The organism is Halanaerobium praevalens DSM 2228, from assembly GCF_000165465.1.
GTDB classification, from domain to species: Bacteria; Bacillota; Halanaerobiia; order Halanaerobiales; family Halanaerobiaceae; genus Halanaerobium; species Halanaerobium praevalens.
On the sequence record NC_017455.1, the window covers coordinates 1,952,410 to 1,967,283 of the forward strand.

16 protein-coding genes are annotated in these 14,874 nt (G+C 29.1%); 2 read left to right on the forward strand and 14 right to left on the reverse strand.

Features of this window, described 5'->3' with window-relative positions; all coding sequences use genetic code 11:
- Positions 1-4 precede the first annotated feature (4 nt).
- The 3 genes from rsmA to HPRAE_RS09185 are packed head-to-tail and all read right to left on the reverse strand — an operon-like array spanning position 5 to position 2,642.
- Positions 5-898, reverse strand: a complete 894-nt coding sequence (gene rsmA / locus HPRAE_RS09175) for a 16S rRNA (adenine(1518)-N(6)/adenine(1519)-N(6))-dimethyltransferase RsmA (RefSeq protein ID WP_014553924.1) — start codon at positions 896-898, stop codon at positions 5-7.
- A gap of 25 nt (positions 899-923) precedes the next feature.
- Positions 924-1,826, reverse strand: a complete 903-nt coding sequence (locus tag HPRAE_RS09180; RefSeq protein ID WP_014553925.1) for a Gfo/Idh/MocA family protein — start codon at positions 1,824-1,826, stop codon at positions 924-926.
- A 48-nt stretch (positions 1,827-1,874) separates the two neighbouring features.
- Positions 1,875-2,642, reverse strand: a complete 768-nt coding sequence (locus tag HPRAE_RS09185; protein WP_014553926.1) for a TatD family hydrolase — start codon at positions 2,640-2,642, stop codon at positions 1,875-1,877.
- Positions 2,643-2,879: 237 nt separating this feature from the next.
- Here HPRAE_RS09185 and HPRAE_RS09190 point away from each other — a divergent pair, with 237 nt between their 5' ends.
- Together HPRAE_RS09190 and thiI are read left to right on the forward strand one after the other, a co-directional pair.
- Entirely contained in the window at positions 2,880-4,028 is a 1,149-nt protein-coding gene (locus HPRAE_RS09190) for a cysteine desulfurase family protein (protein WP_014553927.1), read from the forward strand.
- Between the two features lie 13 nt (positions 4,029-4,041).
- Complete coding sequence (gene thiI, locus HPRAE_RS09195; protein ID WP_014553928.1) at positions 4,042-5,259, forward strand: tRNA uracil 4-sulfurtransferase ThiI; 1,218 nt, start codon at positions 4,042-4,044, stop codon at positions 5,257-5,259.
- Between the two features lie 78 nt (positions 5,260-5,337).
- Here the strand turns inward: thiI and HPRAE_RS09200 are convergent, their stop codons facing one another.
- The 11 genes from HPRAE_RS09200 to HPRAE_RS09250 form a co-directional block, all read right to left on the reverse strand.
- Positions 5,338-5,811: a glutathione peroxidase gene (locus HPRAE_RS09200; RefSeq protein ID WP_014553929.1), complete on the reverse strand. Its 474-nt coding sequence runs from the start codon at positions 5,809-5,811 to the stop codon at positions 5,338-5,340.
- A gap of 101 nt (positions 5,812-5,912) precedes the next feature.
- Positions 5,913-6,347, reverse strand: a complete 435-nt coding sequence (locus HPRAE_RS09205; RefSeq protein WP_014553930.1) for a MarR family winged helix-turn-helix transcriptional regulator — start codon at positions 6,345-6,347, stop codon at positions 5,913-5,915.
- A 60-nt stretch (positions 6,348-6,407) separates the two neighbouring features.
- Entirely contained in the window at positions 6,408-6,908 is a 501-nt protein-coding gene (locus HPRAE_RS09210; RefSeq protein ID WP_014553931.1) for a KdsC family phosphatase, read from the reverse strand.
- A 56-nt stretch (positions 6,909-6,964) separates the two neighbouring features.
- Positions 6,965-7,852, reverse strand: a complete 888-nt coding sequence (locus tag HPRAE_RS09215) for a DMT family transporter (RefSeq protein WP_014553932.1) — start codon at positions 7,850-7,852, stop codon at positions 6,965-6,967.
- 174 nt (positions 7,853-8,026) lie between these two features.
- Positions 8,027-8,452, reverse strand: a complete 426-nt coding sequence (gene sufU, locus HPRAE_RS09220) for a Fe-S cluster assembly sulfur transfer protein SufU (protein ID WP_014553933.1) — start codon at positions 8,450-8,452, stop codon at positions 8,027-8,029.
- On the reverse strand, positions 8,442-9,704 hold the full coding sequence (locus HPRAE_RS09225; protein WP_014553934.1) for a cysteine desulfurase: 1,263 nt from the start codon (positions 9,702-9,704) through the stop codon (positions 8,442-8,444). Before HPRAE_RS09225 ends, sufU begins: the two co-directional genes overlap by 11 nt.
- Entirely contained in the window at positions 9,676-10,866 is a 1,191-nt protein-coding gene (gene sufD / locus HPRAE_RS09230; RefSeq protein ID WP_014553935.1) for a Fe-S cluster assembly protein SufD, read from the reverse strand. The genes HPRAE_RS09225 and sufD overlap by 29 nt, the downstream gene beginning before the upstream one ends.
- 10 nt (positions 10,867-10,876) lie before the next feature.
- The gene (gene sufB, locus HPRAE_RS09235; protein WP_014553936.1) at positions 10,877-12,280 is read right to left on the reverse strand and encodes a Fe-S cluster assembly protein SufB; all 1,404 of its coding nucleotides are present in this window, start codon (positions 12,278-12,280) and stop codon (positions 10,877-10,879) included.
- 84 nt (positions 12,281-12,364) lie between these two features.
- Positions 12,365-13,129 (reverse strand): Fe-S cluster assembly ATPase SufC, encoded by a 765-nt coding sequence (gene sufC, locus HPRAE_RS09240; RefSeq protein WP_014553937.1) that lies wholly within the window; start codon positions 13,127-13,129, stop codon positions 12,365-12,367.
- Between the two features lie 241 nt (positions 13,130-13,370).
- Positions 13,371-14,438 carry an AI-2E family transporter gene (locus HPRAE_RS09245; RefSeq protein WP_014553938.1) on the reverse strand — a complete coding sequence of 356 codons (1,068 nt, stop codon included), beginning with the start codon at positions 14,436-14,438 and terminating at the stop codon, positions 13,371-13,373.
- A 30-nt stretch (positions 14,439-14,468) separates the two neighbouring features.
- Positions 14,469-14,810: a late competence development ComFB family protein gene (locus HPRAE_RS09250; RefSeq protein WP_014553939.1), complete on the reverse strand. Its 342-nt coding sequence runs from the start codon at positions 14,808-14,810 to the stop codon at positions 14,469-14,471.
- Positions 14,811-14,874 lie beyond the last annotated feature (64 nt).

The following is a 14,874-nucleotide window of genomic DNA, read 5'->3' on the forward strand; positions in this document are numbered from 1 at the left end:
TTTTCTATTCTTCTTCTCTCATTTTATAAATTCGGTTACTAATTGAAATCATTTCTAAAATAGAAAGCTTTTCTCCTCTTTTTTTAATTCCAATTCCCTCATCATTTAAAGCCTGAGTTACTAAATCACGATCAAGATTTATAATAGCTGATCTACTCAAACTATTTCTGAGGGTTTTTCGACGCTGTTGGAAAATTGATTTAACAATTTGAAAGAAAAAATCTTGATTTAAAACTTCTTTTTGATAAATATTTTCTGGATAAGGAGCAAGTCCAACAATAACAGAATCTACATTTGGTTGAGGAATAAAAACATTAGCTGGAACTTGGTGAATAATTTCAGGCTGCATGTAATATTGAACAGCTACACTCAAGGAACCAAATTTTTTGGTTTCTGGGCCAGCACAAATTCTTTCTCCAACCTCTTTCTGGACCATAAAAACCATATTCTCTAACTCTATTTCACTTTCTAAAACCCCCATAATAATTGGAGTAGTCACATAATAAGGCAAATTAGCCAATAATTTAACTTTTTTCTTTTCAGGATTATATTTTTCTAATATTTCTGGCCAATCAATTTTTAGAGCATCTTGATTAATTAAAGTTAATTTATTTTCTTCTGCAAAAATATCATTGAGTACTTCTACCATAGCTGCATCTTTTTCTACAGCCAATAAATTACCAGTTTTTAATTTATTTAAAATAGATTGAGTTAAAGAGCCAATCCCTGGACCTATTTCAATGATAAATTCATCCCCTTTAATGGCTGCTGAAGAGCTAATAATTTCAATAATATTTTGGTCAACCAAAAAATTTTGTCCCAAACTTTTTTTAAGATTTAAATTATATTTATTTAAAATTTTCTTTGTCACCGAAGGTGTTGCAATTTTATTTTCCATATTGTTTAAAATCATCCTTAATAAATTATTTTGTTATAATCTTTTCTGCTATTTGATGAGTTAATAAATCAAAATTAACTTCTTTAGCCTTATTTTGACCATTTTTAACTCTAATTAAAAATTCATCAATTAAATCTACAAAACCGCGATTATAACCCATCTTATTCCACGATGCTGTTTGAGAATATTTTTCCTGTTCATTATCATAATCAATAATTTGAGTTATATTTTTAATTTTTTTCTTTTTATTTAAAGCAATTACTTCCAGACTTTCTTCTGTAATTGGATTATCTCTATTCATAATTCCTAAAGCAGTATTTTCTCCATCTCTCAACATTAAATTAACTTGTAAAAGCTTATTCTTTCTTTCAACTTTTTTAAAATCTATTTGTTCTAAATTCAAAGTATCTCTACCCATTAAATAAACAATTGTATCAATAACATGGATAAAATCATCTAAAATAAAACTTCTAATTGCTCCTGGTTGATAAGTTCTATTTTTTTCCATAATTATTGTTTTGGGAGAATCAATTTCAAAAAGAGGAGTATAAGTTGGAACATAACGACGATTAAAACCAGTCATTAAAATTAAATCTTTGCTTTGAGCTAATTGAATTAGTTCCTTAGTTTTTTGCAAATGATAAGTTATTGGTTTATCAACAAAAGTATTAATTCCTTTTTCTAATAATTTTTTAACTAAAATATAATGAGCCTCAGTTGCTGCATGAACAAAAGCAGCATCTAGATCTTCTTTTATAAGCTCATCAATTGAATTAAATAATCTATCAACTTTATATTTTGCACCTAATTGTTTTAAAGTGCTTTCAGTTCGAGTACAAAAATATAGTTCTAAATCTTGGCGCTGAGTAATTAAAGGTAAATAAGCTTTTTGAGCAATATCTCCTAAACCAATAATTCCAACTTTCATTTTAATTACCTCCTTTAACTTAATGAAACTTTAACTTGAAGCTAAAATTTAAAAGTTATAAATTCTTTCAGCATTTTCAGTTGTAATTTGAGCCATCTTTTCAGGACTGAGACCTTTAATTGCAGCTGCTTTTTTTAGTATATATTCTAGATTAGCAGGTTCATTTCTTTTGCCTCTATTAGGACTTGGAGTTAAATAAGGAGCATCAGTTTCTAATAAAATTTTATCTAATGGTACCTTTTTTAAAGCATCTCTAATCGGCTGAGTATTATTAAAAGTAATTAAACCCCCAAAAGCAACATAATAATCTCTCTTTATTACTTCTTCAATTTCCGCTGGACCATAAGCATAACAATGAAAAATTAATTTATCAGCAAAATTAGCTGTTTGATCCAAAATTTCCAAGGTTTCTGCTGCTGCCTGACGTGAATGTAAAACAACAGGTAAATCTAATTCTAAAGCTAAATTCAATTGTTTTTTAAAAGCTTCTTTTTGAATTTCACGGGGAGAATTATCATAATAAAAATCCAATCCACATTCTCCAATAGCCTTCACTTTTGGCTGAGCAGCTAATTTTTTTATTTCTGCTAATGTTTGAGCATTAACTGTATCTGCTTCATGTGGGTGAATCCCTACAGCAGCATAAAGTTTATCATATTTTTGGGCTAATTCTACAACTCTTTTGCTCCCAGCTAAATCAGCTCCAATATTAACTATTTTTTCAACTCCAAGTTGAAAAGCTCTCTCAAAAACTTTTTCTCTATCTTTATTATAGTGATCAAAATCTAAATGGGCATGTGTATCTATTAAACGCACTTTTCTTCCTCCTAAATAATTTTAAGTTATTCAAATTAAGTTATTTAAACTAATTTTATTAAAAATAATTTTAACTAGCAACTTCTATTATATCACTTAGCCTCTAAAATTAAAATGTTTTAGCCAAAAAATTAAAATTTAACCTTTTTCTAAATTAGTTTTTAGCTTTTAGCTATTTATTTATCTATTATTTAATGATATAATAAAATTTAGTGTTTAAAATTAGGAGTGAGTTTAATGAAAAAAGAAATATATTTAGATAATGCAGCAACCACTAAAGTGCTGCCAGAAGTAACTAAAGCAGTTGTTGAGGCTCTAGAACAAAGTTATGCTAATCCCTCCTCTTTACACAGTTTTGGTTTAAAATCCGAAAACATTTTAGAGCAGAGTAGAAAAAAAATTGCTGCTTACCTGGGAGTAAATCCCAAAGAAATAATTTTTAGTTCTGGTGGTACAGAAAGCAATAATTTGGCCATTAGAGGAATTACTCAAAGCTATCAAAATAGAGGTAAACATTTAATAAGCTCTCCAATAGAACATGCTTCAGTAGCAAATCTTTTTCAGAATTTAGCTCAGGCAGGTTGGCAGATAGATCAAGTTAAAGTTGATAAAAAAGGAAAAGTAGATCTTCAGCATTTAAAATCTTTAATTACAGATCAAACTGTTTTAGTTAGTATTATGCATGTCAATAATGAATTAGGTACAATTCAGCCAGTCAAAAAAATATCTGAATTAATTAAAAAAATAAATCCACTCACTTTTTTTCATGTAGATGGAGTTCAGGCTTTTGGTAAAGTTTATAGTGATTTAAAAAACTGGCAAATAGATCTTTATTCAATTAGCGGCCATAAAGTCCATGCTCCAATGGGGGTAGGTGCTTTATACTGCCAAAATGGAATTAATTTAACTCCCTTAGTTGCTGGAGGAAGCCAAGAAAAAGGTCTGAGACCAGGAACCGAAAATATTCCTGCAATAGCTGGATTTAAAGTAGCTGTAGACAACTTAGCTCAGCTTAGTCCTAAATCTCAAGCTAAGCAAAGTCTAATTGAAAAAAACAACTACTTAAGGCAAAGGTTAAAGGAAATTAAAGCAATAGTACTTAATTCTCCTCAAACTGGTGCTCCCCATATAATTAATTTCTCTCTCCCTGGAATTAAGGGAGAAACAATGCTTCATGCTTTAGCCAATCAAGGGATTTATCTTTCTACAGGGTCAGCTTGTTCATCTAAAAAACCAGGCAATAGAATCCTTAATGCTTGTGGTTTAGAACCCAAAATAAGCGAAAGTGCTCTTAGAGTAAGTTTAGAAAGCAAAACAACTAAAACTGAATTAGATTTTTTTCTAAAAATTTTAAAAGAACAAATTGATTTTCTTAAAATTCTTTAATGAGGTGAAAACTGTGTTTGATTTAATAATTATTCGTTATGGAGAAATTGCTCTTAAAGGTGATAATATTAATGATTTTATTTCTCAATTAATCACTAATATTGAAAGAGCAACTAAAGACTTAGGTGATTTTGAAATTAGTACTGTTTATGGCAGGATTTTTCTTTATGCACCAAGTTCTAAAATTGAAAAAATTGTTAAAAGATTAGTTAATGTTCCCGGTATTATTTCCCTAAGTCCAGCTCAAAGATTTAGGATTGGCAAAAAAATAAAGAAATTTGACCAAGAAGATTTTGAAAAATTAAAAGCAAAAGTTGTTAAACTTTTTCAAACAGAGGTTCAAAATTATCCTACAACTTTTAAAGTAGAAACTACAAGAGCAGATAAATCTTTTCCAATTAAAAGTCCTAAATTAAATTCTGAACTTGGAGCAGAAATTTTAAAAAATATTGAAAGTCAAGCTACTCCTCTTAGTGTTGATGTTCATCAGCCTGAACATCAGCTTGAAGTAGAAATTAGAAGGGGTAAAATTTATCTTTTTATTAGCAGAGAAACTGGCCCAGGTGGACTGCCTGTCCAATGTTCTGGTCGAGGTTTACTGCTTTTATCTGGTGGTCTTGATAGTCCAGTTGCAGGTTGGTTAGCTTTAAAACGAGGTTTAACTCTCAATGCCGTTTATTTTAATTCACCACCTTATACTTCTGCTAGAGCAAAACAAAAAGTAATAGATTTAGCTAAAACTTTAAGCCTTTATGGCGGAACAATAAAATTACAGATTCCATATTTTACTGAAATCCAGCAGCAAATTTTAAAAAAATGTCCCCAAAGATATACAGTAACTATTATGCGACGTATGATGATCAGAATTGCAAATAAGTTAGCTAAAATAAATAATGAGCAAGCTTTAATTACAGGAGAAAGCTTAGGCCAGGTTGCAAGTCAAACTATTGAAGGTTTACATTCTTCAAATGAAATCGCAGAATTACCTGTTTTAAGACCTTTAATTACAATGGACAAAAATGAAATTATTAAATTAGCTAAAAAAATTGATACTTATGAAATTTCAATTCGACCACATGAGGATTGTTGTACAATTTTTGTGCCTGATAATCCTGTAACTCAACCTAAACTTGAGATTGTTCATTTTGGAGAAGAAGATTTAGAAATAGAAGCTTTGGTAGAAAGAGCAATAGAGAAAATGACTGTACTTGATATTAAAGAAAACTTTTAGGGTCAAGCTACTTTAGTTTGACTAAAAAATGAATTCAAATGGAGTAGAATTTTCTACTCCATTTGAATTTTAAGCTACCTATAATATTTTTTCAAGCTCAGACTTAATTTTTAAAGGATCTGTTGTTGGGGCATAGCGATTAACTACATTTCCTTCTCGATCAACTAAAAACTTAGTAAAATTCCACTTAATTATTCCTCCAAGCAGAGAAGCAGTTTCTTTTTTTAAATACTTAAATAAAGGATGAGCATCACTTCCATTAACTTTTATTTTTGCAAACATTTTAAAAGAAACTCCATAGTTAAGCTGACAAAATTCTTTAATTTCTGCATTAGTCCCTGAATCTTGATTACCAAATTGATTACAAGGAAAACCTAATATTTCTAAACCTTGATCTTTATATTCTTGATATAATTCTTCTAAACTTTCAAATTGAGGAGTCAGACCACATTCACTAGCTGTATTAACAATTAATAAGGCTTTTCCTGCAAAATCTTTAAAATCAATTTTTTGACCTCTAATATCTTCTGCTTCAAAATCATAAATATTCATTTCAATCTCTCCTTTTTTATTTTGCTAAATTAAATTGTGTACAATTAATCTTGTTAAAAACAGAAGCTAAATCCTAAAATAGAATTTAACTTTTTTTAAAGCTAAAATTGAGTTAAAACTTGATTCAAATTTTCTTTTAGATTGTTTAAAGTCTCTGGTTGACCTTTAAATTTAGAAAATAATTTTTCTGGGATTTTAACGGCTTCTTTTTTCATTTCTTTTCCTTGATTAGTTAATCTTAACTTAACAATTCTTTCATCAAGCTGAGAACGATACTTTTCTACTAATCCTTGTTTAACTAATTTTTTCACTACTGGAGAAAGAGTTCCCGAATCTAAATAAAGCTCTGCTCCTAATTCTTTTAAAGAAATATTTTCTTTTTCCCATAAAACTAACATAGTTATATATTGAGTATAAGTTAAATTAAATTTTTTAAGTAATGGCTTATATAATCTAATAACCTTCCGAGAAAGAGCATAAATTGGAAAACAAATTTGATTTTCCAATTTTAGGTTCTCAAATTCTTCTGCTTCCATTTTTTCACCCCAATTTATATTTTGCGCAACTTAATTTATATAATTTAGTTAAAACTAAGTTTAAGCAAAAAGTTCTAATACCTTATGATAATCACCTTTTGCTCTTAAAAGGTGAGTTAAAATCTCTCTTATTGCACCTGCTCCTCCTTTAAATTCAGAAACAAAATCTGATATTTTTCTAATTTCTTGAGCAGCATTAGCTGGACAGGCAGCAAATCTTGCTTTTTTCATAACTGCTAGATCATTTAAATCATCTCCCAAATAGGCTAAATTTTGATAAGTAATCCCCTTTTTCTGCATTAATTTTTCTAGAGCTTTCTTTTTGTAACGAACACCTTGATAATATTCTTTAATTCCTAATTCAGCTGCTCTTCTAGCTACAACCTCTGATTTCCGTCCAGTCATAATAATAACTTCATAACCAAGCTCTATTGCAGCTACTATTATTAATCCATCTTTAACATCAAAAGCTTTTAACTCATTTTTTTGATTATCTAAATAAACTTTCCCATCTGTCAAAGTTCCATCAACATCTAAAAAGATTGTATTAATTTCTTTCATTTAATCTCCCCCAATATAAGTAAAATCTGTAAAATTAGTTTAATAAATAATTAAATTTAACTTTTATTTTTTTGTTTTTTTAGTCTTAATTTCTCTGCATTTTCTTTTTCCTTGGCCCTATAATTTAAATAACCAGCAGAAATTATTAATAAAGCTCCAAAAATTGAAAATATATCTGGAATTTCTTGAAATATAACTAAGCCAAAAATAGTAGAGAAAACAATATTTGCATAAGTATAAATTGAAAGCTCTCCAGCTTCAGCATGACGATAAGCATTAGTCATAAATAATTGAGCTGCAGCTGCAAATAAGCCTAAGGACAATAAAGCTATTGCCTGAGAAATACTTGGGATAACAAAACTACCTTTGAGCATAAAAGGAATCATAGCTAAAGTTGAAAATAAACTGAAATAAAAAACAACAGTTGGAGCAGAGTCAGTTTTACGCAGCTGTCTAACTACTGTATAAGATACACCTGCTAAAATACTAGAAGTTAAAGCAATTAGAGCAGGGAAAATATTTGAATCAAAACCCGGCCTAATTACTAATATAGCTCCAAATGCTGCTGTTATTAAAGCCATTATTTGTTTTTTGGTAATATTTTCTTTTAAAAAAATAGAAGCAAAAATCATTACAAAAAATGGTGACATTTTATTTAAAATAACTGCATCAGATAATTTCATATTTGCTAAAGCATAAAAATAAGCTGCTATTCCTAAAAGACCAAATAAACTTCTTAAAACTAAAAGCTTTTTATTATTCCCAACTAAAGAACTACCAGTTTTTTTGACTAAAGTTAAAGCAATAAAAATTCCAATCAAGTTTCTAAAAAATATTTTTTCGGCTGTTGGCATATCTCCTAAAAATTTAACAGTAGCTGCCATTAAAGCAAAAAAAAGTGAAGATAATAATATAAAAGTTATTCCTTTTTTTCTGTTTTCCATTTTTCCACCTCATCTTATTATTTTATAATTTTATTGAGTTATCTAAAAATAAATTCTATTAAATAAATTAAATTTATGTTTGAGACTCATTATCATTAGTATATAAACAATACTTACTTATGTAAAGTAAAAACTTCACCTTTTGGTGAAGTTTTAGAAGATAAATTCTTAAATTTACTTATTCAAGGCTTCTTTTAATGTATGCCAAGATAAAACAGCACATTTAACACGAGCGGGCATATTAGAAATATTTTTTAAAGCCATTGCATCTTTTAGTTTTCTTAATTCTTTTTGTTCAGTTATATCTTTTTTGATCATAGCTATAAAAGTTTCTACTAAATCTAAAGCTTCTGCAACAGATTTATTTTTAATTAAATCAATCATAATTGAAGTTGAAGCCTGAGAAATAGCACAACCACTACCTGTAAAAGCAGCTTCTTTGATTATTCCCTCTTCCAACTTTAATTCTAAAGTAATATCATCTCCACAACTTGGATTGTGTCCATGTTCACTCAAATCAGGGTTTTCTAAGGCATGCTTATTCCTACTATTTTTATTATGCTCCATTATTAATTCAGTATAAACAGAGTTAAGATCCATATCCAAAAACCTCCCTTACTTTTTCTAGGGATGCTAGAAAACGATCAATTTCTTCTTTGGTATTATAAAGATAAAAACTAATCCGACCTGTAGAATTAAGCTGATAAAATTTCATTAAAGGTTGAGCACAATGGTGACCTGAGCGAATAGCAATTCCTGCACTATCAACTATAGTAGCCAAATCATGTGAGTGAATATCTTTAATATTAAAAGAAATAATACCACCTCTAGCTTCTAAATCAAGAGGGCCAGCTATTTCAACATAATCAAGTTTCTTCATTTTTTCAAGGGCATAAGCTGTTAAATCTAACTCATGTTTTTTAATTTGATCAAGGCCCACTTTTTCTAAATATTTAATAGCTGCTTCCAAACCAATTGCACCTTCAACATTAGGAGTTCCTGCTTCAAATTTTTCAGGCAAGGGAGCATAAGTTGAACTTTGTTCTTTAACATATTCTATCATGCCTCCACCTTTGAGAAAGGGAGGTAATTTTTCTAAAATTTCTTTTTTTCCATATAAAACTCCAATTCCCATTGGTCCTAACATTTTATGGCCAGAAAAAGCATAAAAATCTGCATCCAAATCTTGAACATCAGTTTTGATATGAGGAGCACCTTGAGCACCATCAACAACAACTAAAGCACCCTTTTGATGGGCTAATTCTGCCATTTCTTTAACTGGATTTATAGTTCCACTAACATTTGACATTTGAGAAATACTAAAAATCTTAGTTTTCTCACTCAACTTAGACTTTAACTCTGCTAGAGAAATTCTATAATTTTCATCTGGGTATAAATATTTTAATTTCAAATTTTTCTTTTCTGCTAATTGCTGCCAGGGTAAAATATTACTGTGATGTTCTAAAAGTGAAATTAGAATTTCATCACCTTCACTGACTAAATCCTCCAAACTATTTGCTAATAAATTTAAAGACTCAGTTGTATTTCTGGTAAAAATAATTTCTTCTGCCTTTTCAGCATTTATAAAATCTTTTACTGTTTCTCTGGCTTTTTCATAAGCTTGAGTTGCTTTGACACTCAAAGTATGAGCTCCCCGATGAGGATTAGCATTTATGGTCCGATTATAATTATCTACAGCATCTAAAACAGAATTAGGCTTTTGAGTTGTTGCAGCATTATCAAAATAAACTAATTTTTCACCATCAAATTCCTGGTCTAAAATGGGAAAATCAGTTTTATATTGAGCTCCAAAACTTTTAGTTTTAGCTGTGGATTCTTTTTTTGACATCATTAATAACACTTCCTTTGAGGTCATTAAGCGGTATTTTAGCAAAAATAGGATTAAAAGCTGCTTCAACCATTAGCTGTTTAGCTTCTGCTTTAGTCATCCCTCTGCTCATTAAATAAAATAATTGTTGTTCATCAATTTGACCTGCACTTACAGCATGTTCCCCTTCTACATTATCTTCTTCTGAAAATAGAGCAGGGATAGAATCTGAATCAACAGTTTTATTTAAAAGTAAAACCTCTTCTTTTTCTGAACCCTTAGCCTGGCTTGCACCTTTTTGGAAATAAAGATCTCCTCTAAATACTTTTTGGGCTGTATCTTTTAAAACACCCTTGCTTTCAATCTCGCTCTTACTATAGCGACCCTGATGATTCATTTTAAAGCCAAGATCAAGCTTCCGCTGACCATCACCAAAGTAAACTGAGCTAATACTAGCCTCACTGCCCTCAGCTGCTAAAATATTTTCATTATTTGTAATTGAGTTTTTAGCACCTAATTCAAGTGGAATCCAATTTAATTTTCCTTGATTTGAGATGATTGAAAAATTACTGTCAAAATTATAACTCTGATCATTAAATCTTTGGACTTTAATAATATTTAAAACAGCATTATCCTTAACAATTACCCTTGTTAATCCATTATGAAAAGCCTCTAATTTTTTAGCTTGCATTCTATAATCAATTACAATTGTTAAATTAGAATTCTCTTCAGCTACAATGAAATTATTATCAATTAAAAAAGGATTTGCTTTGTCTAATTCATAAAATATTTCTAGAGGTAATTTAAAATCTGAATTTTTTGGTACTTTAATAAAAAGTCCTGTATTATAAAAGGCATCTGCTAAATGCATATATTTAGCTCCAAGCCCCTTATTACCTTTTTCTACTTTATTTGTTTTAAACTCTTGCAGATAATTCAAAATTTCTTTTTCATTATCTAAGTTATCTGTCATTTTTTTTACTATCAATTTTTCCTGACCCTTTTTAGTTTTCAGATATTCTTTATTATAAGGACTATACTCGGGTAAATCATAGTCATTTAAATTAATTCTATTAAAATTGTTCTGCTCTAAATTTTCAAATTCTTTTACAGCTTCTATTCTTTTTTTACTTAATAACTTTGATTGTCCAGTAGTTAATTTATCGACTAATTTTTTATTATACATTTCATATCACCTATCCTATAGTACCTTCAAGTTCAAGGTTAATTAGATTATTTAATTCAACTGCATATTCTAATGGTAATTCACTGGCAATTGGTTCTACAAAGCCGCGAACGATCATTGCTTTTGCTTCTTCTTCACTAATACCTCTACTCATGAGATAGAAAATTGCCTCTTCACTAATTCTACCAACTTTTGCTTCATGACCAATATCAATATCATCAGTCTCTAATTTCATAATTGGTAAAGTATCAGATTTAGACTGATTATCTAACATTAAAGACTCACAAGAAACAGATGCTTTTGCACCCTGAGCATTCTCAGTCGCTTTTAAGAGTCCTCGATAATAAGCATGGCCACCATCTTTAGCAATTGAACGCGAGTTAACTGTAGAAGTAGTATTAGGAGCAGCATGAATAACTTGAGCTCCTGTATCAAGATACTGACCTTCAGCTGCAAAAGTAACACCTGTAAACTCAGCTCTAGCTCTAGCTCCTTTTAAAATACTCATTGGATATAACATTGAAACTTTAGAGCCAAATGAACCAGAAACCCATTCAATTACTCCATCTTCTTCAACTAAGGCTCTTTTGGTATTTAAATTATACATATTACGAGACCAATTTTCTATTGTACTATAGCGTAATTTAGCCTTTTTATTTACAAATAATTCAACAGCTCCTGCATGTAAATTATTAACTGAATATTTAGGAGCAGAACAACCTTCAATAAAATGGGCATTTGCTCCTTCTTCTAAAATAATTAGGGTATGCTCAAACTGGCCTGAACCTGGAGCATTCTGTCTAAAATATGACTGGAGTGGGATATCAACATCTACTCCTGCAGGAATATAAACAAAAGATCCACCTGACCAAACAGCACCATGTAAAGCCGAAAATTTATGATCATTTGGTGTAATTAATTTCATGAAATGTTCTTTAACTAAGTCTTCATGCTTTTTTACTGCACTTTCCATATCCATATAGATTACACCTTGCTCAACCATTTCTTCTTTTAGATTGTGATAAACAACTTCAGAATCATATTGAGCACCAACTCCAGCTAATGATTCTTTTTCCGCTTCAGGAATTCCTAAAGCATCAAAAGTATCTTTAATTTCTTTTGGTACCTGATCCCAATTATCTTGTAGATCAGCATCAGGCCTTACATAGGTAATAATGTTATCCATATCTAAATCAGAAATATCTGCTCCCCAAGTAGGTACTTCTTTTTCTTTATAAATTGCAAGTGACTTAAGTCTAAAATCTAACATCCATTCAGGCTCATCTTTTTCTTTCGAAATCTCTTTTATAACTGCTGGAGTTAAACCTTTAGCAGCCTGATACCGATGTTTTTCTTTATTTTTTTGATCATGTAAACTGCGATCAATATCTTTAACTTCTGTTCTTTCACTCATCTAAAAACCTCCCTGTTATCTAAAACTTAAAATTATAATAATTTTTTAAATCCCCCAAGAAAAAATTCATTCACTAAACTTTTTCTAACAGTTACTTTCATTTAAAATTTGTTCTTTATATTCTGCATAACCTTCTTTTTCAATTTTTTCAGCTAAAGACATATCTCCAGATTTAGCAATTTTACCATCAACTAAAACATGAACAAAATCTGGTTTTAGATAGTCTAAAATTTGGTTATGATGAGTAATTATAATCATTGCATTATCTGCAGAAGCAAGTTTTTTAATTCCCTCAGCAACTGTTTTAGTTGCATCAACATCTAAACCAGAATCAGTTTCATCTAAAATAGCTAACTTAGGTTCTAAAACTGCCATTTGCAAGATTTCGTTTTTCTTTTTTTCTCCTCCAGAAAAACCTTTATTTAAATAACGGTCTGCATATGACTGATCAATATTTAATAAATCCATTTTTTCCTCTAACAGAAATTTAAAATCAAAAATACTTTGCTGTTCACCTGTTGTTGCAGTTTTTGCAGTTCTCAAAAAATTTTCTACAGTGACACCTGGTATTTCTTGCGGATACTGGAATGATAAGAAAATACCTTTTTTAGCTCTTTTATCTACTGCTAAATCATTAATTTTTTCACCTTCAAATTCAATTTCACCTTTAGTAATTTGATGTTCTGGATGGCCCATTAAAACATTAGCTAAAGTAGATTTACCAGCTCCATTTGGCCCCATTATAACATGCAGCTCACCCTTATTAACTTCTAAATTAATTCCATTTAAAATTTCTTCCTCTTCAACTCTGGATTCTAAACCAGAAATTTTTAATAATTTTTTGTCCATAATCTATGTCATCTCCTTTGTTAAAGTTATTTACACCGCATTCTGTTATTTATATCCTACAACATTACTCAACTTTAGTCAAGTTTTTAGCTGAAAAAGTAATTTATTTAACAAGAATCTTTTTTAAACTAAATATTGCTTAATTTATATTTAACTTAATTTGAAAATTTTACTATTTTAATTGCAAATAAAAAAGGTTTTAGTTAAAAAAACCTAAAACCTAAACTTAAAGTTTTAATTATTATTTAGCTATATACTTTTTCAAAAAAAGCAGCCTTAAAACTACATATAAAGGTACAGAAGTTAAAGCTCCAATAAAACCAAATAAATAAACTCCTGATAAAACTACAAATAAAACTACCAAAGGATGAATCTCTAATCTTCTTCCCTGAACAAGAGGTCTAATTAAATTCCCTTCCAAATATTGAGCAATTAAAATAATTAAAGCTACTCCAATAAATAAAAATAAACTATTTGTAGCTGCTACAAAAATAGCTGGCAAACTACCAAAAAAGGGACCAATGATTGGAATTAAAGAAGTAATCATAGCAATAAAAGCAAGTACAGCTGCATTAGGAAGCTGAATAATTAAAAATCCAAAAAACATAACTAAACCAAGAAAAAAAGCAACTACAACTTGAGAACTTATAAAAGTTGAAAGTAATTGATCAATTTCACTAGCCACTTCTTCAAATTCTTCTTTTTTATTTTCAGGAATAATATGCAAAATGTTATTAAATAATTTTTGGTCATCTTTAAGTAAATAAAACAAAATAAAAGGAATTAGTAAGATTATTAAACCAAAATTAGTAATTGAACTAAAAATTCCCATATAATTATAGTTAGATATTTTTTGAGCTAAATTATTAAGATAAGAAAATAATTTTTCTTGAATTTGTAATTCTTCTAAAAATGAATTATCTAAATCTATATATTGTTTTATACTTTCAATTATCTCTAAAATATAATTATACAGATAGCTATAACTACCACTTAAGTTCTGACTTAATTCTTTACCCTGATTATAAATAATACTACCTCCAAAATAAAAAACAATAGTTAAAATAGCAACTATCACCAAAAATGAAATAATAATTGATAAACTTTTATTTTTGACTATTGGTTCTAAAAATCTAACTAAAGGTCGCATTAAATAATAGAGAAAAGAACTAAATAATAAAGGTAATAAAATAAAACTTAAAACTGAAGTTAGAGGAGTTATAAAATATGGTATTTGTCCTAATAACAAAATGATCAAAAGTATCATAATTATTTTATAACTAAACTTAAAAAAAGGCTGCTCAAACATAGTCATCTCTCCTAAATTAATTTAATTCTTTTAACTCTGTTCTTGATTCTGGTGTTCACTCTTATGTTCAGCATGATGTTCATTTGCAGCTACAACTTTAATTGCCTGAGTAACTATTGCTAAAACATCTACAGAATGCTGTTGTTCGAGTTCATCTGCTTTAGAAAAAGCTTCACCTCTAAAAGTAGCTACATACTTAGCAGGTAAGCGGTTTAAAGCATAAGTCGCCATATCTAAAAGACATTCTTGATCTTTACAAATATTATCAAATTCTTCTCTTTTGAGTAATTTTTCTAACATTTCTAAAACTATTTCTTCTGTAATATTATTTAACTCAGACTTTAGCTTCCTTAGTTTTTTATTTTTAATCATTTTTATCCCCCTATTAATTATTAAAATCGTTAATTAATAACCCTTAAACTAATAATTCTTTATA

Excerpts from the sequence above, each read along its gene's own strand:
- HPRAE_RS09215 (WP_014553932.1), bottom strand. The coding sequence starts at position 7,852 with ATGGAAAACAGAAAAAAAGGAATAACTTTTATATTATTATCTTCACTT.
- rsmA (WP_014553924.1), bottom strand. The coding sequence starts at position 898 with ATGGAAAATAAAATTGCAACACCTTCGGTGACAAAGAAAATTTTAAAT.
- HPRAE_RS09245 (WP_014553938.1), bottom strand. The coding sequence starts at position 14,438 with ATGTTTGAGCAGCCTTTTTTTAAGTTTAGTTATAAAATAATTATGATA.
- HPRAE_RS09210 (WP_014553931.1), bottom strand. The coding sequence starts at position 6,908 with ATGAAAGAAATTAATACAATCTTTTTAGATGTTGATGGAACTTTGACA.
- HPRAE_RS09180 (WP_014553925.1), bottom strand. The coding sequence starts at position 1,826 with ATGAAAGTTGGAATTATTGGTTTAGGAGATATTGCTCAAAAAGCTTAT.
- HPRAE_RS09205 (WP_014553930.1), bottom strand. The coding sequence starts at position 6,347 with ATGGAAGCAGAAGAATTTGAGAACCTAAAATTGGAAAATCAAATTTGT.
- sufB (WP_014553936.1), bottom strand. The coding sequence starts at position 12,280 with ATGAGTGAAAGAACAGAAGTTAAAGATATTGATCGCAGTTTACATGAT.
- sufU (WP_014553933.1), bottom strand. The coding sequence starts at position 8,452 with ATGGATCTTAACTCTGTTTATACTGAATTAATAATGGAGCATAATAAA.
- sufC (WP_014553937.1), bottom strand. The coding sequence starts at position 13,129 with ATGGACAAAAAATTATTAAAAATTTCTGGTTTAGAATCCAGAGTTGAA.
- HPRAE_RS09200 (WP_014553929.1), bottom strand. The coding sequence starts at position 5,811 with ATGAATATTTATGATTTTGAAGCAGAAGATATTAGAGGTCAAAAAATT.
- sufD (WP_014553935.1), bottom strand. The coding sequence starts at position 10,866 with ATGTATAATAAAAAATTAGTCGATAAATTAACTACTGGACAATCAAAG.
- HPRAE_RS09190 (WP_014553927.1), top strand. The coding sequence starts at position 2,880 with ATGAAAAAAGAAATATATTTAGATAATGCAGCAACCACTAAAGTGCTG.
- HPRAE_RS09250 (WP_014553939.1), bottom strand. The coding sequence starts at position 14,810 with ATGATTAAAAATAAAAAACTAAGGAAGCTAAAGTCTGAGTTAAATAAT.
- HPRAE_RS09225 (WP_014553934.1), bottom strand. The coding sequence starts at position 9,704 with ATGATGTCAAAAAAAGAATCCACAGCTAAAACTAAAAGTTTTGGAGCT.